This window comes from Enterobacter sp. PL_is514 (assembly GCF_055816715.1).
In genome coordinates, this window is sequence record NZ_JBVPGN010000027.1 from 169,273 (window position 1) to 190,981 (window position 21,709).

Annotated in this window: 19 protein-coding genes; 10 read left to right on the top strand and 9 right to left on the bottom strand. The window is 59.6% G+C overall.

Annotated elements, in window-relative coordinates; translation table 11 throughout:
• Positions 1–63: 63 nt before the first annotated feature.
• A complete protein-coding gene (locus tag AC0TNG_RS04895) occupies positions 64–1,062 on the bottom strand; it encodes a Gfo/Idh/MocA family protein (RefSeq protein WP_090418811.1) in 999 nt (332 codons plus the stop codon).
• Between the two features lie 70 nt (positions 1,063–1,132).
• Complete coding sequence (locus AC0TNG_RS04900) at positions 1,133–1,636, bottom strand: YgjP-like metallopeptidase domain-containing protein (protein ID WP_023333531.1); 504 nt, start codon at positions 1,634–1,636, stop codon at positions 1,133–1,135.
• A gap of 83 nt (positions 1,637–1,719) precedes the next feature.
• On the opposite strand from AC0TNG_RS04900, the gene rlmG reads away from it, so the two are divergent.
• Positions 1,720–2,856 carry a 23S rRNA (guanine(1835)-N(2))-methyltransferase RlmG gene (gene rlmG / locus AC0TNG_RS04905; protein WP_473712457.1) on the top strand — a complete coding sequence of 379 codons (1,137 nt, stop codon included), beginning with the start codon at positions 1,720–1,722 and terminating at the stop codon, positions 2,854–2,856.
• 119 nt (positions 2,857–2,975) lie between these two features.
• Here rlmG and AC0TNG_RS04910 read toward each other — a convergent pair whose 3' ends face one another.
• The 3 genes from AC0TNG_RS04910 to lsrR all read right to left on the bottom strand — a co-directional run bounded on the left by AC0TNG_RS04910 (position 2,976) and on the right by lsrR (position 7,782).
• The gene (locus tag AC0TNG_RS04910) at positions 2,976–4,997 is read right to left on the bottom strand and encodes an oxidoreductase (protein ID WP_473712456.1); all 2,022 of its coding nucleotides are present in this window, start codon (positions 4,995–4,997) and stop codon (positions 2,976–2,978) included.
• Between the two features lie 163 nt (positions 4,998–5,160).
• Positions 5,161–6,777 (bottom strand): autoinducer-2 kinase, encoded by a 1,617-nt coding sequence (gene lsrK / locus AC0TNG_RS04915; protein ID WP_473712455.1) that lies wholly within the window; start codon positions 6,775–6,777, stop codon positions 5,161–5,163.
• A gap of 33 nt (positions 6,778–6,810) precedes the next feature.
• A complete protein-coding gene (lsrR, locus tag AC0TNG_RS04920; protein ID WP_024906415.1) occupies positions 6,811–7,782 on the bottom strand; it encodes a transcriptional regulator LsrR in 972 nt (323 codons plus the stop codon).
• A gap of 215 nt (positions 7,783–7,997) precedes the next feature.
• On the opposite strand from lsrR, the gene lsrA reads away from it, so the two are divergent.
• From lsrA to lsrG, 6 genes are read left to right on the top strand one after another with little or no spacing between them, the layout of a single operon-like run.
• Positions 7,998–9,485 (top strand): autoinducer 2 ABC transporter ATP-binding protein LsrA, encoded by a 1,488-nt coding sequence (gene lsrA / locus AC0TNG_RS04925; RefSeq protein ID WP_061716443.1) that lies wholly within the window; start codon positions 7,998–8,000, stop codon positions 9,483–9,485.
• On the top strand, positions 9,482–10,513 hold the full coding sequence (gene lsrC, locus AC0TNG_RS04930; RefSeq protein WP_148770294.1) for an autoinducer 2 ABC transporter permease LsrC: 1,032 nt from the start codon (positions 9,482–9,484) through the stop codon (positions 10,511–10,513). The genes lsrA and lsrC overlap by 4 nt, the downstream gene beginning before the upstream one ends.
• On the top strand, positions 10,514–11,491 hold the full coding sequence (gene lsrD, locus AC0TNG_RS04935) for an autoinducer 2 ABC transporter permease LsrD (RefSeq protein WP_473712454.1): 978 nt from the start codon (positions 10,514–10,516) through the stop codon (positions 11,489–11,491).
• Between the two features lies 1 nt (position 11,492).
• Positions 11,493–12,494, top strand: coding sequence for an autoinducer 2 ABC transporter substrate-binding protein LsrB (gene lsrB / locus AC0TNG_RS04940; protein WP_023333523.1), 1,002 nt, complete (start codon positions 11,493–11,495; stop codon positions 12,492–12,494).
• Positions 12,495–12,505: 11 nt separating this feature from the next.
• Positions 12,506–13,393 carry a 3-hydroxy-5-phosphonooxypentane-2,4-dione thiolase gene (lsrF, locus tag AC0TNG_RS04945; protein WP_061716445.1) on the top strand — a complete coding sequence of 296 codons (888 nt, stop codon included), beginning with the start codon at positions 12,506–12,508 and terminating at the stop codon, positions 13,391–13,393.
• Positions 13,390–13,683 carry a (4S)-4-hydroxy-5-phosphonooxypentane-2,3-dione isomerase gene (lsrG, locus tag AC0TNG_RS04950; RefSeq protein ID WP_003862606.1) on the top strand — a complete coding sequence of 98 codons (294 nt, stop codon included), beginning with the start codon at positions 13,390–13,392 and terminating at the stop codon, positions 13,681–13,683. The genes lsrF and lsrG overlap by 4 nt, the downstream gene beginning before the upstream one ends.
• Before the next feature lie 65 nt (positions 13,684–13,748).
• Here the strand turns inward: lsrG and AC0TNG_RS04955 are convergent, their stop codons facing one another.
• Positions 13,749–14,597: a dihydrodipicolinate synthase family protein gene (locus AC0TNG_RS04955; RefSeq protein WP_473712453.1), complete on the bottom strand. Its 849-nt coding sequence runs from the start codon at positions 14,595–14,597 to the stop codon at positions 13,749–13,751.
• 12 nt (positions 14,598–14,609) lie between these two features.
• The gene (locus AC0TNG_RS04960) at positions 14,610–15,296 is read right to left on the bottom strand and encodes a B3/B4 domain-containing protein (protein ID WP_024906422.1); all 687 of its coding nucleotides are present in this window, start codon (positions 15,294–15,296) and stop codon (positions 14,610–14,612) included.
• A 42-nt stretch (positions 15,297–15,338) separates the two neighbouring features.
• Between AC0TNG_RS04960 and AC0TNG_RS04965 the strand changes: the two genes are divergently transcribed.
• On the top strand, positions 15,339–15,941 hold the full coding sequence (locus tag AC0TNG_RS04965; RefSeq protein ID WP_048992625.1) for a helix-turn-helix domain-containing protein: 603 nt from the start codon (positions 15,339–15,341) through the stop codon (positions 15,939–15,941).
• A 36-nt stretch (positions 15,942–15,977) separates the two neighbouring features.
• On the opposite strand, the gene ygjG is transcribed toward AC0TNG_RS04965, so the two are convergent.
• Positions 15,978–17,357 (bottom strand): putrescine aminotransferase, encoded by a 1,380-nt coding sequence (ygjG, locus tag AC0TNG_RS04970; RefSeq protein WP_198313983.1) that lies wholly within the window; start codon positions 17,355–17,357, stop codon positions 15,978–15,980.
• A gap of 435 nt (positions 17,358–17,792) precedes the next feature.
• On the opposite strand from ygjG, the gene AC0TNG_RS04975 reads away from it, so the two are divergent.
• The gene (locus AC0TNG_RS04975; RefSeq protein WP_032650310.1) at positions 17,793–19,313 is read left to right on the top strand and encodes a methyl-accepting chemotaxis protein; all 1,521 of its coding nucleotides are present in this window, start codon (positions 17,793–17,795) and stop codon (positions 19,311–19,313) included.
• A 336-nt stretch (positions 19,314–19,649) separates the two neighbouring features.
• On the top strand, positions 19,650–21,209 hold the full coding sequence (locus tag AC0TNG_RS04980) for a methyl-accepting chemotaxis protein (RefSeq protein WP_473712452.1): 1,560 nt from the start codon (positions 19,650–19,652) through the stop codon (positions 21,207–21,209).
• On the opposite strand, the gene AC0TNG_RS04985 is transcribed toward AC0TNG_RS04980, so the two are convergent.
• Positions 21,206–21,700, bottom strand: coding sequence for a PadR family transcriptional regulator (locus AC0TNG_RS04985; protein WP_024906427.1), 495 nt, complete (start codon positions 21,698–21,700; stop codon positions 21,206–21,208). The two genes, AC0TNG_RS04980 and AC0TNG_RS04985, sit on opposite strands and share 4 nt — an antisense overlap.
• Between the last annotated feature and the right edge of the window lie 9 nt (positions 21,701–21,709).

The following is a 21,709-nucleotide window of genomic DNA, read 5'->3' on the forward strand; positions in this document are numbered from 1 at the left end:
AGGTAACAAAATATGTCAGACCATCGGTTTCGTCAATGGTCTGCACCGTTTCATTACACAGCTTTACGCGATAGCTTCCGCGCTCACGCCGTCTGCCGGGAACACCACGCCGGTCTGACGGCGGATCTCCGTTTGCAGCTTCGCTGTGGTGCGGCTCACCGCAAGGCCTGGGTGATTCACTTCGTTGTCTTCCACCAGACGGGCGAAGACCTCTGCCTCATAGAGCATAGTGTTTATATGCTGAGGCTGCGTCAGCTCCTGAGCTTTGCCGCCGCGCGGCACAAAGCTCACCTTCTGGCACTCGGAGATCTTCTCGATAACCAGCGAGCCCGCTTCGCCCTGAATTTCGCTCGGCAGGACAGAGTCGCTCACCTTGGAGTGCTGCAGCGTGACGCTGAAATCACCGTAGTCCAGCACCGCTAAACCGTGCGCATCCACGCCGCTCTCCAGCAGGCTGGCGGTGGCCGTTACGCCGTGCGGCTCGCCCCACAGGGCCACGGCAGAGGCCAGACAGTAGAAGCCGATATCCATAATCGAACCGTTAGAGAAGGCCGGGTTAAAGGTATTCGGGTTCTCGCCGTCCAGATAGCGCTGGTAGCGCGACGAGTACTGGCAGTAGTTGATAAAGGCTTTACGCACTTTGCCAATTTTCGGCAGGGACTGCTGCAGCAGCAGGAAATTCGGCAGGCTGGCGGTTTTGAACGCTTCGAACAGCACCACTTGATTTTCGCGGGCAAGCGCAATGGCCGCTTCCACTTCCTGGATATTCGACGCCAGCGGCTTCTCGCAAATCACATGCTTTTTGTGGCTGAGAAACAGCTTTGTCTGCGGGAAGTGCAGGGAGTTCGGGCTGGCGATATAGACCGCGTCAATGGCGTCGCTTTGCGCCATCTCATCAAGCGAAGTGAAGAGATGCTCAACGAGGTAGTCGTTAGCAAAACTCTGCGCCTGCTCAAGGCTGCGGGAATAGACTGCGGTAAGTTTAAGTTTGCCGGTTTCGTGGGCGGCGTCGACGAACTGGCGCGTGATCCAGTTCGTACCAATGACTGCGAAACGTATCATAAACGTTTACGTACTCCGTAGCGGGGAACCTTTAGCCACTGTAGCACGTCATCATGACAATTCGCGTGCGCTATTCCGCATTACCATTTAACGATAAATGCGTAAGCCACAGGCGGGTATCAAACTCCAGCTGATGGTACTGCGGCTCCATGTGGCAGCACAGGGAATAGAACGCTTTGTCGTGCTCTTTCTCTTTCAGGTGCGCCAGTTCGTGCACCACGATCATCCGTAGAAACGCTTCCGGCGCGTTACGGAACACCGTCGCGACGCGGATTTCGGCCTTCGCCTTCAGCTTGCCGCCCTGCACGCGGGAGATAGCGGTGTGCAGGCCGAGCGCGTTTTTCAGCACGTGGATCTTATTGTCGTACATCACCTTGTTGATCGGCGGCGCGCTCTTCAGATACCGGCTTTTCAGATCCTGCGTATACTGCCATAGGGCCTTATCGGTCGCGAAATCGTGCGTGCCGGGATAGCGTTTTTCCAGCACCGCACCGAGCTTCTGCTCGGCAATCAGGCTGCGAACCTGAGTCAGTAAATGCTCCGGATAGCCCTGGAGATAAGTAAGTTGGTTCATCAAAAGCCCAAATTAATGCGAAAACGGGTATACTCACGCACCCTTTTCAGGGATACGCCAAATTTTACCATTCAGGAGGGCCGATGAGCCACTTAGACAACGGTTTCCGTTCACTCAACCTTAAACGTTTCCCGGAAACGGACGACGTTAACCCGCTTCAGGCGTGGGAAGCGGCGGATGAATATCTGCTGCAGCAGTTGGATGAGACTGAAATCCGCGGCCCGGTTTTGATCCTGAATGACGCGTTTGGCGCGCTGGGATGCGCCCTGGCGGAGCACACGCCATACAGCATCGGCGATTCCTACCTGAGCGAGCTGGCGACGCGTGAAAACCTGCGCCATAACGACATCGAAGAGTCCAGCGTGAAGTTTCTCGACAGCACCGCGGACTACCCGCAGGCGCCCGGCGTGGTGCTGATCAAAGTGCCAAAAACCATGGCGTTGTTGGAGCAGCAGCTGCGCGCGCTGCGTAAGGTCGTGACGCCGGATACGCGCATCATCGCGGGTGCCAAAGCGCGCGATATCCACACTTCGACGCTCGAGCTGTTCGAGAAAGTCCTCGGCCCGACCACCACCACGCTGGCCTGGAAAAAAGCGCGCCTGATCAACTGCACCTTCAGCGCCCCTGAGCTGGCCGACGCGCCAGAAACGCTGAGCTGGAAGCTGGAAGGGACAGACTGGACCATCCATAACCACGCGAACGTCTTCTCCCGCACCGGTCTGGATATCGGCGCGCGTTTCTTTATGGAACATCTGCCGGAAAATCTGGAAGGTGAGATTGTCGATCTTGGCTGCGGCAACGGCGTGATTGGCCTGACGCTGCTGGCGAAGAACCCGGAAGCCAGCGTAGTGTTCAGCGACGAATCGCCGATGGCGGTGGCCTCCAGCCGTCTGAACGTAGAAACCAACCTGCCGGACGCGCTGGACCGCTGCGAGTTTATGATCAACAACGCGCTGTCGGGGGTAGAGCCGTTCCGCTTCAACGCGGTGTTCTGTAACCCGCCGTTCCACCAGAAGCACGCCCTGACGGATAACGTCGCCTGGGAGATGTTCCACCACGCGCGCCGTTGCCTGAAAATTAACGGCGAGCTGTACATCGTGGCGAATCGCCACCTGGACTACTTCCACAAGCTGAAGAAGATTTTCGGTAACTGCGTCACCATTGCGACGAATAACAAGTTTGTGGTGCTGAAGTCGGTGAAGCTGGGACGTCGTCGTTAAGATTGGGTATGTGCGGCTTGATGCCCTCACCCCGACCCTCTCCCACAGGGAGAGGGAGCAAACATTAAAAACGGCAACTGGGTTGCCGTTTTGCTTTTACCCCGCTGCCCGGCAATGTTCTAGATCATCAGAGCTAATTTCGTCCCCTGCGCAATCGCGCGCCGCGCATCCAGCTCCATCGCCACGTCACACCCGCCAATCAGATGCACCGTTTTACCGGCCTCGCGCAGCGGATCCGCCAGATCGCGCTTTGGCTCCTGCCCGGCGCACAAAATGACATGATCCACGCGCAGCAGCTGCGGCTCGCCGCCGATCGTGACGTGCAGCCCCTCGTCGTCGATCTTCTGATAGCTGACCGCCGGGATCATCTTCACCCCGCGTGAGAGCAGGGTAGCGCGGTGGATCCAGCCGGTGGTTTTGCCCAGCCCTTCGCCCGGCTTGCTGGCCTTACGCTGCAGCATCACGATCTGGCGCGGGCTTTTTGGCAGCTGCGGCCCTTCGGGGCGCAGGCCGCCGGACTGGCTGAGGCTGGTATCAATGCCCCATTCGACGCAAAACTCAGCAATGTTCTGGCTGGTCGCCTCGCCCGGCTGGCTCAAATACATAGCGGTATCAAAGCCGATCCCGCCGCAGCCGATAATCGCCACCTTCTCGCCAACCGGTACTTTGTCACGCAGCACGTCGAGATAGCTCAGCACTTTTGGATGATCGATACCCTCGATCGCAGGCGTGCGCGGTACGATCCCGCTCGCCAGGATCACCTCATCGAAATCAGTCAGATCCGCCGCGTGGACAAACTGGTTAAGCCGCAGCTCGACGCCCGTCAGCTCGATCATCCGGCGGTAGTAGCGCAGCGTTTCGTAGAACTCCTCTTTGCCGGGGATCTGTTTGGCGATATTAAACTGCCCGCCAATCTCCCCCAGCGCATCAAACAGCGTCACGCCGTGCCCGCGCGAGGCGGCATTGACCGCAAACGCCAGGCCCGCAGGTCCTGCGCCCACCACGGCCAGGCGTTTTTTATTGACCGCCGGAACGACCGGCATTTTGGTTTCATGGCAGGCGCGTGGGTTAACCAGGCATGAGGTGACCTTGCCGACGAAGATCTGATCCAGGCAGGCCTGGTTACAGCCGATGCAGGTGTTGATTTCATCCGCACGGCCGCTTTGCGCTTTGGACAGCAGCTCGGCATCGGCAAGGAACGGCCGCGCCATTGAGACCATGTCGGCGTCGCCGCGTGAAATCACATCGTCCGCCACCTGCGGATCGTTAATGCGGTTGGTGGTCACCAGCGGAACAGACACTTTGCCCTTCAGCCTGCGCGTCACCCAGCTGAACGCCGCGCGCGGCACCGGCGTGGCGATGGTCGGGATGCGCGCCTCGTGCCAGCCGATGCCGGTGTTGATAATCGTGGCACCTGCGGCTTCAATCGCCTGCGCCAGCTGCACGGTTTCATCGAACGTTCCGCCGCCCTCCACCAGGTCGAGCATCGACAGGCGGAAGACGATAATAAAATCAGCCCCTGCACGTTCGCGCACCGCGCGCACCACCTCCACGGCAAAGCGCATCCGACGGGCATAGTCGCCGCCCCATTCGTCTTCACGGTGGTTGGTGCGGGCGGCGAGAAACTCGTTGATCAGGTAGCCTTCTGAGCCCATCACCTCAACGCCGTCGTAGCCCGCCTCGCGCGCCAGCGCCGCGCAGCGGGCGAAGTCGTCAATCAGCGCCAGGATCTCGTCGTGGCTCAGGGCATGCGGAGTGAAGCGGTTAATCGGCGCCTGAATGGCCGATGGCGCGACCAGATTCGGCTGATAGCTGTAGCGTCCGGTGTGCAGAATTTGCAGGGCGATTTTACCGCCCTCGTTGTGTACCGCGTCGGTCACAATGCGGTGGTGCGGCAGCTGTGACGCATCGTTTAGCACCGCGCCGCCCTCCATGCCGACGCCGGAAGGGGCAGGGGCCACGCCGCCGGTGACGATCAGCGCTACCCCATGGCGGGCGCGTTCGGCATAGAAGGCGGCCAGACGCTCGGCCCCGTCCGGATGCTCCTCCAGCCCGGTGTGCATCGAGCCCATCAACACGCGGTTTTTGAGTGTGGTGAACCCCAGATCGAGGGGGGCGAATAACGACGGGTAGCGGCTCATAGTCTCTTCCAGTGTAAAATTATTGTTATGTGGTCGGATGAGTTACTAATTTAGCCAGCGGCAGCGGAAAGGTAAAAGCGGGATCGAATGATTGTGATAGATCTCAAAGAACTTCCCCTCACCCCGGAGGGGAGAGGGGACTGGCCGGTGCGGCCTTAAAGAATCAGCTCGATCTGGTTTTTTCCCTCTCCCCTATGGGGAGAGGGGTATGGGTTTTTACTAACCCCGGTGCCTGCCACATCGACGTCGTCAGCCCGCTGTCCACCAACCCAAGCTGGTCCGCATATACCGCCTGCCATTTCTGCATCATGCCGTCGTACAGCTCGCGATGTATCGGGTTTGGCGTGAACTCGCGGCTCCATTTCACCAGCCGCTCGCCCGTCGAGGCCATATCGGCAAACAGCCCTGCGCCAACGCCTGCCGCAATGGCGCAGCCCAGCGCCGTCGCCTCCTTCACTTCCGGCACGCGCACCGGCAGGCCGGTGACGTCGCTTAAGATCTGGCTCCACAGCGCGCCTTTCGAACCGCCACCGGCAAACACCAGGCTCTCAAACGTCACGCCGGAGAAGCGCGAAATCTGCGCCAGGTTGCAGGCCGAGACGATCGCCGCGTTCTCCTCCAGTGCGCGGAACAGCGTCGCTTTATTGCATTTTTCCGGGTCGATGGAGAGGTTAATAAACGACGGCGCGGCGTGGTACCACTGCTTAAAATGCATGGCGTCGGAGAAGATCGGCATCACCCCGTGTGAACCCGCCGGCACGCGGCTGGCCATCTCTTCCAGCAGGGAGTAGGTGTCCATCCCCATCCGCTCGGCAATCAGCTTTTCCTCCGCGCAGAAGGCGTCGCGGAACCAGCGCATGGTCAGCCCGGTAAAAAAGCTGATCGACTCCGCCTGCGCCATGCCGGGGATAACGTGCGGGTTGACGCGGATGTTCATCTCGGGGTCGGTGCGCACCTGCGGCAGGTTCACCACCTGCTGCCAGAAGGTGCCGCCCAGCACCGCCGTCTGCCCGGCGCGAACTACGCCCAGCCCCAGACAGCCCAGCTGTACGTCGCCGCCGCCCATGACGACCGGCGTGCCTTCGCGCAGGCCGCTTTGCTGCGCGGCCTCTTTGGTGATAGCGCCCAGCACGGTGCCGGTCTCTTTCACCGGGGAGAGAATATCGGCGCGCAGCCCGGCCATGTCGAGCAGCGCCGGACGCCAGTCGCGGGAGAAGAGATCCAGCATGCCGGTGGTGCCCGCGTTAGACGGGTCGACCGCCAGCTCGCCGGAGAGCTTCGCCGCCAGCCAGTCGCTGATCATGGTGATGGTCGCGGCCTTGCGGTAAATATCCGGGCGATGGTGTGCCAGCCACAGCAGGCGCGGCATGGCGCTCAGCGCCAGCGTCTGCCCGGAAACGTCATACACTTCGGATTCAAAACGGTAGTCGTGGATCTCTTTGAGTTCGGCCACCTCGCGGCTGGCGCGGGCGTCAACGTTGGCGCAGGCCCAGATGGCCTCGCCGTTGCGGTCATACAGCACTATCCCTTCGCGCATGGAGCAGCATGCAACGGACTGAATATCCGCCGCGCCCAGATTCGCGCGCGACAGCGCCTGATGAATGCACTGGCAGGCCAGCCGCCAGTTGGTGTCGAGGTCGAACTCCATCGACCCCGGCACGTTCTCTACGTTCAGGTGCTTCCACTCGGCCTGGCCGACGGCAATCTGGTTGCCCTGCAAATCGAAAATCACGGCGCGAACGCTGCCGGTCCCTGCATCTAACGCTAAAAGGTAACTCATGAGCTTGCCTCGCTGTTAGCGCAGGGCGGGCTCTCACTTGGCCAGAGCCAGCACCGCGCGGGCTGTCGTCTCCTCCGTCACCAGGCCATTGATACGGCGACCCTTCAGTGCGGCATAAATCGCATCGGCTTTCTCTTCCCCTCCGGCCACGCCAACGATGGTGGGCAGCTGCGCCAGCTCATCAAGCGAGACGCCGAGTAATTCTTTATGGATCTCCAGTTCCTCGACGCACTCCCCTTCGGCATTGAGGAAATAGCCGAGAATGTCGCCGACCGCGCCTTTGCGGGCGTACATCAGCTGTTCACCTTCGCTGATATAGCCGGATCGCAGTATCGTGGCGTCACGGCGCTGGTTCACCGACCCAATGCCGACCACCGCCACGTCGGCAGCGGTGGCGGCGAGGATTACGTCCCGCACGCTGGTTTCACGTTTTAAGATCCCGGCCACCTCGGCGGATGACACGCGAAGCGGGGCGGGGATCATGCTGACACTGCATGCCGCGTCCAGCTGGCCGATACCGGTCATATACGGCCCGACGCCGCCGGAGAGCGTCACCAGGCGGATCTGCTGCGAGCTGATAAAGCCGCTCAGGTGCTGCAGGCTGCTCATGGTGGTTTCACCAAACCCCACCGCCAGCAGCTGGCCGGGCTCCAGTACGCCCATCAGCGACTGCGCCGCGCCAATGCCCAGCCGCACGTTCATCGGCGGCGTATTCAGGGCGGGCATCACGCGCACCAGCTTCAGGTCAAAGCGCTGCTGTAGCTCGGTTTCCAGCGCCAGGCAGCCCTCGTAGCGGGAGTTGATCTGCACGCGGATCACCCCGGACTGACGGCCCTTCTCCAGCAGGCGGGAGATTTTTAATCGCGGCAGCCCGAGCCGCTCGCCGATATCGTTCTGGGTCAGCCCATCGTGGTAGTAGCACCAGGCCACGCGCGCCACCAGCTCCTCTTCCGCCAGTGCCAGCCCGGCAAACCGTCCTTCTTCCGCAGTGCGTTTATCGCTCATAGTTGAACTCTTATAAAAATTTAGATCATATGTTCGTGATGGCGCGAAGGGAAAGTGTGAGCCACGCGACAAAACGGATCATTTCGATCGTTTCTGGTTTATCTGAATCTCAATCGATAAAACTGTGATCCCTGCACGGTTGTAAATATAGTTCACCGTCTACGCTTTTGAACATTATTAAATCTAAAAATCATTTGTTCAATAGCGGAGCGATGATGACCTCACTTCTCGACGCGCGGAATATCAGCAAGCAGTTCTCAGGCGTGCCGGTTCTTAAAGGCATTGATTTCACGCTGCTTGCGGGCCAGGTGCACGCCCTGATGGGCGGAAACGGCGCGGGAAAATCGACGCTGATGAAAATCATCGCCGGGGTCGAAACGCCTGACAGCGGTGAACTTTCTGTCGAGGGGCAGTCATATGCGCGGCTGACGCCCGTTCAGGCGCACAGGCTTGGCATTTATCTCGTGCCGCAGGAGCCGCTGCTGTTCCCCAACCTGACGGTGCGGGAAAACATCCTGTTCCGTCTGCCGCGCGAGCGCGATCTTGAAAAGTGCCTGGCGGAGAAACTCCAGCAGCTGCAGTGCCAGCTTAACCTCGACGCCGCCGCCAGCACTCTGGAAGTGGCGGATCAGCAGATGTTGGAGATCCTGCGCGGATTAATGCGCAACGCCCGGATCCTGATCCTCGACGAACCTACGGCCTCCCTCACGCCGGGCGAAACCGAACGGCTGTTCCGCCAGATCCGCGCCCTGCAGACACTCGGCGTCGGGATTGTTTTTATCTCCCATAAGCTGCCGGAAATTCGCATGCTTTCAAGCCATGTCTCGGTGATGCGCGACGGCGCGGTGGTGCTGAGCGGCGAAACCGCGCAGTTTGACGATAGCGCCCTGATCGCCGCCATGACGCCGGTAAGCCGGGAGAAATCCCTCAGCGATACGCAAAAGCTGTGGCTGGCGCTGCCGGGAAACCGCCGCACCCAGCCGCAGGATTTCCCGGTGCTGCGCGTTGACGATCTTACCGGGGAAGGCTTTATCGATCTCAGCCTTGAGATCTACGCCGGGGAGATCGTCGGCCTGGCAGGGCTGGTGGGATCCGGGCGCACCGAGTTTGCGGAAACGCTCTACGGCCTGCGGCCCGTGCGCGGGGGCCGTGTCTGGCTGGAGAACCAGGAGATCACCGGCGATCCGGTAAGTTCACGCCTGGAAAAAGGGCTGGTCTACCTGCCGGAAGACAGGCAGGTGTCCGGCCTGTTCCTCGACGCGCCGATCCGCTGGAACACCGTGGCGCTGAACGAGCCGTCTCTCTGGCAGCAGCGCAAGCGGGAGTCGGCGGTGGTGGAGCGCTATCACCGGGCGCTGGGGATCAAGCTCAACCATGCGGATCAAACCGTGCGCACGCTCTCCGGCGGTAACCAGCAGAAGGTGCTGCTGGCGCGCTGCCTGGAGGCCAACCCTTTGCTGCTGATCGTCGATGAACCGACGCGCGGCGTGGACGTCTCGGCGCGCGCCGACATCTACCAGCTGATCAAAAGCGTGGCGGCGCAGAACGTGGCGGTGCTGATGATCTCAAGCGATCTCGATGAGTTTCCGGGCCTCGCGGACCGCGTGCTGGTGATGCATCAGGGCGTACTCAGCGGCGAGCTGCCGCGCCATGCCGTCAGCCTCGACAGAATGATGGCGCTGGCGTTCGGAGGGCAAGCATGAAGACTTTACTGAAAAACCGCGAGCTGAGCGCGTTTCTCGCCATTCTGGCGCTGTTCGCCGTGCTGGTGGCGCTCAATCCGTCCTACCTGAGTTTGCAGACGCTGGGGATGATCTTCGCCAGCTCGCAGATCCTGATCCTGCTGGCTATCGGCGCGGCGCTGGTGATGCTGACCCGCAATATCGACGTTTCCGTCGGCTCCATCGTCGGGCTGTCCGCCATCGCCGTCGGCGTGGCGCTCAACAGCGGCTACAGCCTGCCGGTTTCCATCCTCTTCGCGCTCACGGTTGGCGCGCTGGCCGGGGTATTCAACGGGTTTCTGGTGGTGGGGCTGCGCATCCCGGCGATTGTCGCCACCCTCGGCACGCTGGGGCTGTACCGTGGAGCGATGCTGCTCTGGACGGGCGGAAAGTGGATTGAAGGGCTGCCGCCGGGGCTGAAATCTCTCTCTGAGCCTGCGGCCATCGGCGTGTCGCCCCTTGGCATGGTGGTGTTGATTATCGTGGTCACCGGCGCGTGGACGCTGTCGCGCACCGCGTTCGGGCGTGATTTTTACGCCGTGGGCGATAACCTCGCCGCCGCGCGCCAGCTGGGCGTGGCGGTGAACCGCACCCGCATGATCGCCTTTACCCTGAACGGCATGTTGGCGGCCTGCGCCGGGATCGTCTTTGCCGCGCAGATTGGTTTTGTGCCCAACCAGACCGGCAGCGGGCTGGAGATGAAGGCCATCGCCGCCTGCGTGCTCGGGGGGATTTCGCTGCTGGGCGGCACGGGCACGCTGGTTGGCGCGCTGCTCGGCGCCTTCTTCCTGACCCAAATCGACACCGTGCTGGTGCTGTTCAGGCTCCCGGCCTGGTGGAACGACTTTATCGCCGGGCTGGTGCTGCTGGGCGTGCTGGTGCTCGACGGGCGTCTGCGCCAGGCGCTGGCGCGCCATCAGCGGGCGCTGAAGTACGGTCGCTTCCAGCCGGGTAACAGAGGGGGGAAGCACGTCACCCCGTTTCCCAAACGCAAAAAAGAGGTGGCGTAAATGAGGCTTAACTGGGAAAGCGCGCTGCTCATTTTGCTGGTGCTGGAGATCCTGCTCTTCGGCGCCATCAACCCGCGCATGCTCGACATCAACATGCTGCTGTTCAGCACCAGCGACTTCATCTGCATCGGCATTGTGGCGCTGCCGCTGACGCTGGTGATCATCAGCGGCGGGATCGACATCTCCCTCGGCTCGACCATCGGCCTGTGCGCGATTGCGCTGGGGGTGATGATGCAGGCTGGGTGGCCGATGGCGGTCGCCGTTCCGCTGACGCTGCTGCTGGGACTGCTGTGCGGGCTGGTAAACGCGGCGCTGATCCACTACACCGGCATCAGCCCGCTGGTGATTACCCTCGGCACGCTCTACCTCTACGGCGGCGGGGCGCTGCTGCTCTCCGGCATGGCGGGAGCCACGGGCTACGAGGGCATCGGCGGCTTCCCGGACAGCTTCACGGCGTTCGCTAACCTCACGGTGTTTGGCCTGCCGATCCCGCTGGTGCTGTTCGCGGTGATTACCGTCTTCTTCTGGCTGATTACCCACCGCGGGCGCTTTGGTCGTCATCTGTTTTTGATTGGGCAGAATCCTCGCGCGGCGCGCTATGCGGCGCTGTCGGTGAACGGCATGCCCTACGCGCTGTATGGTCTGGTGGGGGTGGCCTCGGCGGTTGCCGCGCTGGTGATGGTCTCCTATTTCGGCTCCGCGCGGTCGGATCTGGGGCGCGATTTGCTGATGCCCGCGCTCACCGCCGCCGTACTCGGAGGAGCCAATATCTACGGTGGTTCAGGTTCGGTTGTCGGTACAGCGCTGGCGGCGCTGTTGGTGGGGTATCTGCAGCAGGGTTTACAGATGGTCGGCATCCCCAACCAGGTGTCGAGCGCGCTGTCAGGGGCGCTGCTGGTTGTGGTGGTGATGGGACGTTCGCTGAGTCTGCACCGCGAGTGGGTGCGTTCTCTCTTTAGAAAACTATCCGGAGCGTAAGATGAAAACAAAACTGTTCGTCCTGGCAATGGCCCTCAGCTTCGCCTCGGCGCAGGCGGCGGACCGCATTGCCTTTATCCCGAAGCTGGTGGGCGTGGGCTTCTTCACCAGCGGCGGCAACGGCGCGAAAGAGGCGGGGAAAGATCTTGGGGTGGACGTCACCTACGACGGCCCGACCGAGCCGAGCGTCTCCGGCCAGGTGCAGCTGATCAATAACTTCGTCAACCAGGGCTATAACGCCATCATCGTCTCCGCCGTGTCGCCGGACGGCCTCTGCCCGGCGCTCAAGCGCGCGATGCAGCGCGGCGTCAAGGTCCTGACCTGGGACTCCGACACCAAACCGGAGTGCCGCAGCATCTATATCAACCAGGGAACGCCGGAACAGCTGGGCGGCCTGCTGGTGGAGATGGCGGGCAAGCAGGTCACCAAACCGAATGCCAAAGTGGCGTTCTTCTACTCCAGCCCCACCGTCACCGACCAGAACCAGTGGGTGAAAGAGGCGAAGGCCAAAATCGAGAAAGATCATCCCCAGTGGCAGGTCGTCACTACCCAGTTTGGCTATAACGACGCCACCAAATCGTTGCAAACTGCCGAAGGGATCTTAAAAGCATATCCGGATCTGGATGCGATCATCGCCCCGGATGCCAACGCGCTGCCGGCCGCTGCGCAGGCGGCGGAAAACCTGAAGCGCGAAGGGGTGGCGATTGTCGGGTTCAGTACGCCGAACGTGATGCGTCCGTACGTTGAGCGCGGCACGGTAAAAGCCTTCGGCCTGTGGGATGTCGTACAACAGGGCAAAATTGCGGTCAATGTCGCCGATCGTTTGCTGAAAAAAGGCGATCTTAACGTCGGCGACAGCGTGGACGTAAAAAATATCGGGGCGCTGAAGGTCGAGCCGAACAGCGTGCAGGGTTACCAGTATGAGGCGAAGGGCAACGGCATCGTGCTGCTGCCGGAGCGGGTGGTGTTCACCAAAGAGAACATCAGCAAATACGATTTCTGACGGGGGAGCAAATGGCTGATTTAGACGATATCAAAGACGGTAAGGATTTTGGCATCGGCACGCCGCAGGTCAACGTGCCGTTCACGCTGAAGGGCTGCGGCTCGCTGGACTGGGGCATGCAGTCCCGCCTGGCACGCATCTTCAACCCTAAGAGCAACCGTACGGTGATGCTTGCCTTTGACCACGGCTACTTTCAGGGGCCGACCACCGGCCTTGAGCGTATCGATCTCTCCATCGCGCCGCTGTTTGGTGAAACCGACGTGCTGATGTGCACCCGCGGCATCCTCAGGAGCCAGGTGCCAGCCGCCACGAACAAACCGGTGGTGCTGCGCGCCTCCGGCGGTAATTCGATTCTGGGCGAGCTGTCGAACGAGTGCGTGGCGGTGGCGATGGAGGACGCGCTGCGCCTGAACGTCTGCGCGGTGGCGGCGCAGGTGTACATCGGCAGTGAGTTTGAGCATCAGTCGATCAACAACATCATCAAGCTTGTCGATGCGGGCGCGCGCTACGGCATGCCGACGCTGGCGGTGACGGGCGTGGGGAAAGAGATGGCGCGTGACGCGCGCTATTTCTCGCTCGCCAGCCGCATCGCCGCCGAAATGGGGGCGCAGTTCGTCAAAACCTACTACGTGGACGAGGGCTTTGAAAAAGTGACCGCCAGCTGTCCGGTGCCGATTGTCATCGCCGGGGGCAAAAAGCTGCCGGAGCACGAGGCGCTGGAGATGTGCTGGCGTGCGATAGATCAGGGGGCATCCGGCGTGGACATGGGGCGCAACATCTTCCAGTCCAGCGCGCCGCTCGCCATGCTGAAGGCGGTGAAAAAAGTGGTTCACGAGAACTGGAACGCCCGCGATGCGTTCCAGTTCTGGCAGGAAGAGAAACAGGGAGGAGCAAAATGAACGTGACGCTGGTTGAAATCAACATTAAGCCCGAGCGGGTGGACGAGTTTCTGGAGGTATTCCGCGCCAACCACGAGGGGGCAATCAAGGAGCCGGGAAACCTGCGCTTTGACGTCTTGCAGGATCCGCGGGTGAAAACCCGGTTCTTTATCTACGAGGCCTATAAAGACGAAGAGGCGGTGCTGGCGCATAAGCAAACGCCGCACTATCTGGCGTGCGTGGATAAGCTTGAGGAATTGATGTCAGAGCCACGTAAGAAACGCAGTTTTGTGGGGTTGTTGCCGGAGTAACGGTACGGGTAAGAGGTTGTGTTGATTTTGTAGGCCGGGTAAGCGTTAGCGCCACCCGGCATTGTTCAGGCCAGCACCAGATCCGCAAGTATCGCAGCAAGCGCTTCGCGCGGCTCACCCTGAATAGCCTGAAGCGGGAAGGGGAGCGCGGGTGTTTCCACTTTCCCCAGCATTTCTGCCGCTGCCGCTACCACCCGCAAGCTGCCGTATCGACGGAACAATTCCCACAGCGGCTCCAGCCGCTCGGATTGTGCCGCCTCTTTCGAACGCGCAATCGCCAGCGCTGTTTGCGGGAACAATCCGCCGAGCACAGAGTACCAGACGTCAAACCCGGCATGCAGGGCGGAGGCCGCTCGCCAGTCGCCGGCGATGCCCAGCGTGACGGTATCAGGAAGACGAGCCCGTACCTGCGACAGGTCTTCCGGCACGGGGCCAAGCTTTATGGAGCCTATATTCGGCAGGGCCGCGACGGCAAATAACAATTCATCGCTAAACGAAAAACCGGTCGTGGCGGGATTATCGTAAATGCACAGCGGTACGGAGATCTGGCGGGTCACCGTTTCATAGAGATTAAACACTTCGTCTTCCGTTAATCGCTGGTACGACACGGGCGCCAGCAGCAAGCCGGAGACACCTGCCGATTGCGCGTCGTCAGCCAGATGCAGAATATCGTCCAGCCGTAATGCGCCAATGCTGACGATGACCGGAATGTCATCAGCATGCGCCGCCGCGCAGCGTGCGATCCGACCGCGCTCTTCTACGGTCAGATAGGCATAGCTTCCCGTTGAGCCGAGAATGCCCAGAGAATCCACGCCAGCGTCGACCACGGGGCGCAGAAGATTAATGAAGGACTGCTCGTCAAACGTCCCCTCTTTCAGGGGGGTTAACGGAAAAGCGCTTAATCCGTGAAACATCGTGTTGTCCTCTTACAGCGTCAGCATCTTAACCTGAGCCGTGGCCCCCGGCATCAGCCGCTGCAGGTTGTTGACCAGCTCTTCTCCCGCCTCTTCCAGTGCCGCAAGCGGCATCGACGGCAGGCTTTCAAGAATAAACCACATAGATTGCGCCTGGCTGTCCAGACGGGTACGCACCCCCTGTCGCCAGTTCCAGCGGCGGCAGGTGACGCCGAGGTTGTCGCGCCAGATAACCTCGCCAGGTTCCGGATGTTCTACCACTGGTTGTCCCTCTTTTAAAGTATCAAACGGCTCGCTGCCGTCGGCCAGCGTCAGACGCGGCGCACCCGAGTACGCCGCGAGATTTTCCCCACCCACCGGAATGGCATAGCGAATGCTCACCGAGTTATAGATATCCACCACCGGATCCAGCGACGGCAGCGAACCGTCTTTCAGTACCCGCTTGCGCAGGGCCGCGGCGGAACAGGGCGTGCGTTTCGGTTTCGCGCCGAAGGCTTTAAACACCTCATCCCAGTCTGAAAGGTGTGCATCAGCCCACGGCACATCATCATTCAACATCTGCTGGCAGGCCTGCGCCAGCGCGGCGGGCGCTACCTCCGGGTGGGTAATCGGCGCAGCTTCAACCAGAATGCTCAGCGCCCGAAAGCCTGGGGCAATCCCGGCAAGACGCGAATCTATTGACGGCGTAACGAGAGACATAAATAATCCTGTATTGACTGTTTTATACCATGGTAGTGACCAATGACTGATAAAGTCAATATAATGACTGATTCGGGTGCCGATGTTGCCCAGGTAAGCCTGGCCGTGGCGAACCGCATCCGCAACTGGCGTAAAGAGAAAAAGCTGTCGCTGGACGAGCTGTCCCGCCGCGCCAGCGTCAGCAAAGGGATGCTGGTGGAGATCGAAAAGGGCGCAGCCAATCCCAGCATCGCCATTTTGTGCAAGCTGGCCGCCGCGCTCGGCATCTCCGTGGCGGATATTGTCAACGTCTCCAGCGAGCCGCTGGTACATGTTATCGAAGAAGAGGCGATTCCGGTGCTGTGGCAGGGCGCGCTGGGTGGACGTGCCAGACTGCTGGCGGGTACCGCGGGACCTGACATGATTGAGTTATGGCAGTGGGAGATGCAGCCGGGAGAACGTTTTACCTCTCCGGGGCACCCGGCGGGAACCTTTGAGCTGCTGCACGTAAACGAGGGCGTGTTAACGCTGACGGTGGATGAGACGGTGACCCAGGTTAACGCTGGTGCGTCGGCGGTGGCGAAAACGGAAGCGTCGCACGGCTACGCCAATGAAAGCGATACCGTGCTTCGCTTCACCATGACGGTGGCGGAGTTTCACCGATAAAAAACTGCCGGGTAGCGTAACGCCACCCGGCGTTGATTACGCCTCTTCCACGCTCACCCGCAGCGCTGCCAGCGCTTTACGCGCCGCTTTCAGCACCTGCTCACACTGCTCAATCGTCAGCGTCAGCGGCGGTTCAATGCGGATGGTTTTCGAGTTGTTGAGCGTTCCGGCCACCAGCACCCGCTGGCGGAACATCTCGCTCGCGAAGCTATAGCCGGTTTCGTTATCAATAAACTCAATCGCCATCAGCATCCCTTTCCCACGCGCGTCCTGCACCAGATCCGGATACTCCCGGCCTAGCTGACGGAAGCCGTCCAGCAGCATGTCGCCTTTCTGCTCCGCCTGCGCGGGCAGGTTTTGCTCCAGCAGCACGTTGATGGTCGCCAGCGCGGCCGCACAGGCCAGCGGGTTACCGCCAAAGGTGGTGGTATGCAGGAACGGATTGTCGAACAGCACCGAGAAGACCTCCTCGGTGGCCACCGTCGCGCCAATCGGCATCACGCCGCCGCCGAGCGCCTTCGCCAGGCACAGGATGTCCGGCTGCACGTTTTCGTGCTCGCAGGCAAACATCTTGCCGGTGCGCCCCATCCCGGTCTGGACTTCGTCGAGGATCAGCAGCGCGCCAAACTCATCGCACAGCTGACGCACGGCGGGCAGATAGCCCTGCGGAGGGAGGATCACGCCGCCTTCGCCCTGAATCGGCTCCAGGATCACCGCCGCCACGTCATCGCCGGTCTTGCGGCATTCGCTCAGCGCGGTGCGCATGGCGTTGATGTCGCCAAACGGCACGTGGCGGAAGCCCGGCAGCAGCGGCATAAACGGTTTGCGGAAGGTGGATTTGGCGGTAGCAGACAGTGCACCCAGGGATTTCCCGTGGAACGCGCCGCTGGTGGCGATAAAGGTGAATTTCCCGCGCGGCGACTGGTACGCTTTGGCGAGTTTAATCGCCGCTTCGACCGATTCCGTGCCGCTATTGCTAAAGAAGCTGTACTTCAGTTTGCCGGGCGTTAAGGCCGCCAGCGTTTTCGCGAGCATGGCGCGAAGCGGGTCGAGCAGTTCCTGGCTATGGAGAGGTTGTTTCGCAAGTTGATTCTGTACGGCGGAAACCACAACTGGATTACGGTGCCCCACGTTGAAAATTCCAAAACCTCCCAGGCAATCGATAAACTCCTGTCCCTGGGTGTCGACAAGCGTGTTCAGACTCCCCGCTTGCCACTCTACGGCTCCGTAATCCCCGCCGGCGGTAACAGATTTGCGATACTCCAGAAACCCTGGATTGACGTGATCTTTAAAGTAATCGATGACCTCTCGGTTAAGTTGTTTCATCTCCTCATGATCGAGCGTTCGCTTCTCAATGAGATTCAGTGCGTGCGCGGTACAGGCAAGAGCCGAGGCGCTGGAAGGTAACCTGTTCAAAATGTGCTCCCGGGGATCGCGTATCACATGATACTGGTTTAAGTATTGCAGGGATTACGCCACTTCAGATGACTTAACGAAAATCGGGATAAACGCCAGGTTAAAATAATGTTGCACAATATTTAATCATGCCGATAGAAGCCAAACGGGGTTTAGCGGTACGGGGCAGAGAGTATAAAAGAAGGGGGAAGAGCGCCGCTGCACTAAAGAAGTGCATACGCTGCGACTTAAGCGGGCATTAACGGGTCATGCTTTGTGGGTAATTTCTCTGTGAAAGTATTTGAAATCAATGGATTAAAAAATCGTACAAAAAGTATGGTTTAAGTCAAATCTGCGATCTCCATCAAGTTTAACAACTAAAGATAAATTGTTTACCGCCGAAAAAACATTGACCCACAAAATTAACATTCAAATAACCTGCAAGGGATGCACGCCATGTCCTCTCCAACCTATGTCACCCAGAATGAATATCCTCTGGACGATGACACCACCTTAATGTCTACCACAGACGTCCACAGCTACATCACCCACGCCAACGACACCTTTGTGCAGGTGAGCGGCTACCAGCTCGATGAGCTGACGGGCCAGCCGCACAATATGGTACGCCATCCCGATATGCCAAAAGCCGCGTTTGCCGATATGTGGTACACGCTGCAGCAGGGCGAGCCGTGGAGCGGGATTGTCAAAAACCGGCGCAAAAACGGCGACCACTACTGGGTGCGTGCGAATGCGGTACCGATGGTGCGCCGCGGGCAGGTGACGGGCTATATGTCCATTCGCACCAAAGCCACAGCGGAAGAGATTGCCGCCGTGGAGCCGCTCTACCGGGCGCTGAACGACGGGCGCTGTAAAAAACGTATTCATAAAGGGCTGGTGGTCGGAAAGGGCTGGCTGGGCAAACTGCCGGCAATGCCGCTGCGCTGGCGCGTGCGCAGCGTGATGGCGGTGCTCTTTGCTGTACTCGCCGCCACGCTGGTCGCGACCTCCGCCGGGTGGATGCCGCTTGCCGCAGCCGCGCTGGTGATGCTGCTGGGGACGCTGCTGTTTGAGCAACAGATTGTCCGCCCGATAGAGAATGTGGCGCGACAGGCGCTGAAGGTCGCCACCGGCGAGCGCAACAGCGTGCAGCACCTGAACCGCAGCGACGAGCTGGGGCTGACGCTGCGTGCGGTCGGGCAACTGGGCCTGATGTGCCGCTGGTTGATCAATGACGTGTCGAGCCAGGTGGTGAGCGTCCGTGACGGCAGCGACAGGCTGGCGCAGGGGAATGAAGATCTGAACGATCGTACGCGTCAGACCGTCGCGAACGTGCAGCAGACCGTCGCGACAATGAACCAGATGGCCGCGTCCGTTCAGAGTAACTCCGAAACCGCCGCCGAGGTGGACAAACTCTCCGTGGCCGCGAGCAGCGCGGCAACGAAAGGGGGCAACGCGATGCAGACCGTCGTTAAAACGATGGATGACATTGCCGACAGCACGCAGCGAATTGGCTCGATTACCTCTCTGATTAACGATATCGCTTTCCAGACCAATATTCTGGCGCTGAACGCGGCGGTTGAAGCGGCAAGGGCAGGCGAGCAGGGCAAAGGTTTTGCCGTGGTCGCGGGCGAAGTCCGCCATCTTGCCAGCCGCAGCGCCAGTGCCGCGAATGATATTCGTAAACTGATTGATGCCAGCGCCAGCAAGGTGCAGTCCGGCTCTGAGCAGGTACACGCCGCAGGCCGTACGATGGATGATATCGTTGTGCAGGTGAAAAACGTGACGCAGCTTATCGCCCAGATCAGCCACGCGACCTCCGAGCAGGCAACCGGACTTTCAGAGTTGACCCGCGCGGTGGCTGAACTCGACAGCATCACGCAGAAAAACGCCGACCTGGTCGAGGAGAGCGCCCACATTTCTGCGATGGTGAAGCATCGCGCCGGACGCCTTAAGGATGCGGTGACCGTGCTCCATTGAGTCAATAATGTTCCGGAAAAGCCGTTTATTCCGTAAGGAATAAGTGGCTTTTTATTTTCTGGTTGTGACTATTAATGTATTTTATTGTTAAGTTCATATTAAATAACTAAAGAAAGTGCCTCAGTTATTTATTCCTGCCTAAGTCAGTTCTTCAGAATCCTGTTTCAAAAATACCTCGTTTGACGGTCTGGTAACGATCGATGAAGCAATATTAATAGCCTACACCTATGCATTGTGAGGGTTATGAAATAAAAAAACGATCAAAGTCATAAAGTTAGCAAATTCGTTACCGATAACAGCGATCGTCTGAGAAATAATCACATCGATGGAGAAAATATGTTCTTACATGACGTAAAGATCGGCACGAAATTATTTCTGGCGTTTGGATTCTTTATTGTCCTGATGGCGATCAGCGCGAGCCTGTCTCTGCTGAGTCTGAACCGGGCTAATAACGGGATGCAATCCATTATTACCAGTGATTATCCGACCACGGTAAAAGCGAACCAGTTAATCGATAACTTCCAGGAATTTATTAGCACGCAACAGCTGATGCTGCTGGATGAGCAGGGTACCTACACGGGACAATCGCAGCAGCGCCTGAAAGAGATCAGCGAGCACATCACGGTGATCTTGGGCGAGCTGAACAACGCGCTGCAGGATCAAAAGTCTCAGCAGGTGCTGGCGGATATCCGCAGCGTGCGCCAGCAGTATCTGGACTCGCGCTACCGCATTTTGCAGGCGGTGCAGAACAACAATCGTGCGGGCGCTATTCAGGAGATGACCACCACCACCCTCGCCGTGCAGCAGGCTTATAAAGCGAAGGTGAAGGAGCTGATTACTATTCAAAACAGCGAGATGCAGAGTGCAGGGGCGCAGGTAGAAGGAGATTTCAGGTCTAACCGACTGCTGCTGATCCTGATCACGCTCTTTAGCGTCGTGGCAGGCAGCCTGATTGGCTGGTTTATCGTGCGCGCTATCACACGTCCGCTCGGCGAGGCGGTGCATTTTGCAAAAGCCATTTCAGAGGGCGATCTGACGGGCAGCATCACGCCGCACGGCAAAGACGAAACGGGTCTGCTGCTGCATGCGCTGATGGAGATGAAGACGCGACTGTTGGACATTGTGCAGCAGGTGCAAACCGGCTCGGAGAATATCTCCAGCGCAGCCGCGCAGATTGTCGCCGGGAACCAGGATTTGGCCGCGCGCACGGAAGAGCAGGCAAGTTCTGTCGAACAGACCGCCGCCTCGATGGAGCAGATCACCGCGACGGTGAAAAATACCGCCTCGCATACCGGGGAAGCGACCAACCTTTCTGCCGATGCCGCCACGGTGGTCAAAAACAACGGTGAGATGATGAAGCAGGTGACCAGCAAAATGCGCCTGATTAACGAAACATCGAACCGGATGTCCGACATTATCGACCTGATCGACGCCATTGCGTTCCAGACCAACATTCTGGCGCTCAACGCGGCGGTGGAAGCGGCGCGCGCCGGCGAGCACGGACGCGGCTTTGCGGTGGTGGCCGGTGAGGTTCGCCAGCTTGCCCAGAAGAGCGCGTCGTCTGCCAGCGAAATCCGTGAGCTGATTGAGAGCTCCACCAGCCAGACCCAGGACGGGATGAACCTTGTCGAAAAAGCGAGTGGGCTGATCAACGGGATGGTGGGCAACGTGGAGGAGATGGACGTGATTCTGCGGGAAATTCGCCAGGCCAGCCACGAGCAGACGGAAGGTATCTCGCAGATTAACAGCGCGATTGGCCTGATTGATGCCACCACCCAGCAGAACTCCGCGCTGGTGGAGGAGTCTGTGGCTGCGGCGGCATCGCTTAACGAACAGGCGATGCACCTGAAAGAGCTGGTACGCGTCTTCCGCGTGAGCGAGCACGCGCCGGCTTAATCCAGCTGGGAGATCTCCAGCGCCGCGCGGTCAATCACGCCGATAATCTGCTTAAGCTGCGCGTCGCTGAGCTCTCCCTGATTCACCTTCAGGTCTAACACCGCTTTGAAGTTATCCAGCGCCCGCTTCATCTGCGGGTTTTTGCGCAGCTGAAAACCGACGCTGCGCGCTTTTATACGCACCTGGATCTGTTCCAGCTGTTCCCGGTTTTCATCCAGCCAGCGCTGTCCTTCAGCGGTAATCGCAATGCGCTTACGCCCGCTCTCTTCTTCCGTAATGGTGATAAAGGACTGATCCTGAAGATAATCCAGGGTTGGGTAGATGACGCCTGGGCTCGGGGTGTAATTCCCCTGGGTCAGGTTTTCAATCTCTTTGATCAGCTCGTAGCCGTGGCTCGCGCTGCGAGTCAGGATATCCAGAATCACCAGCCGCAGATCGCCGTGGCCGAAAAAGCGCGGTCGGCGCCCGCCGCTGTCGTGTTCGTGTCGCATAACAGGTCC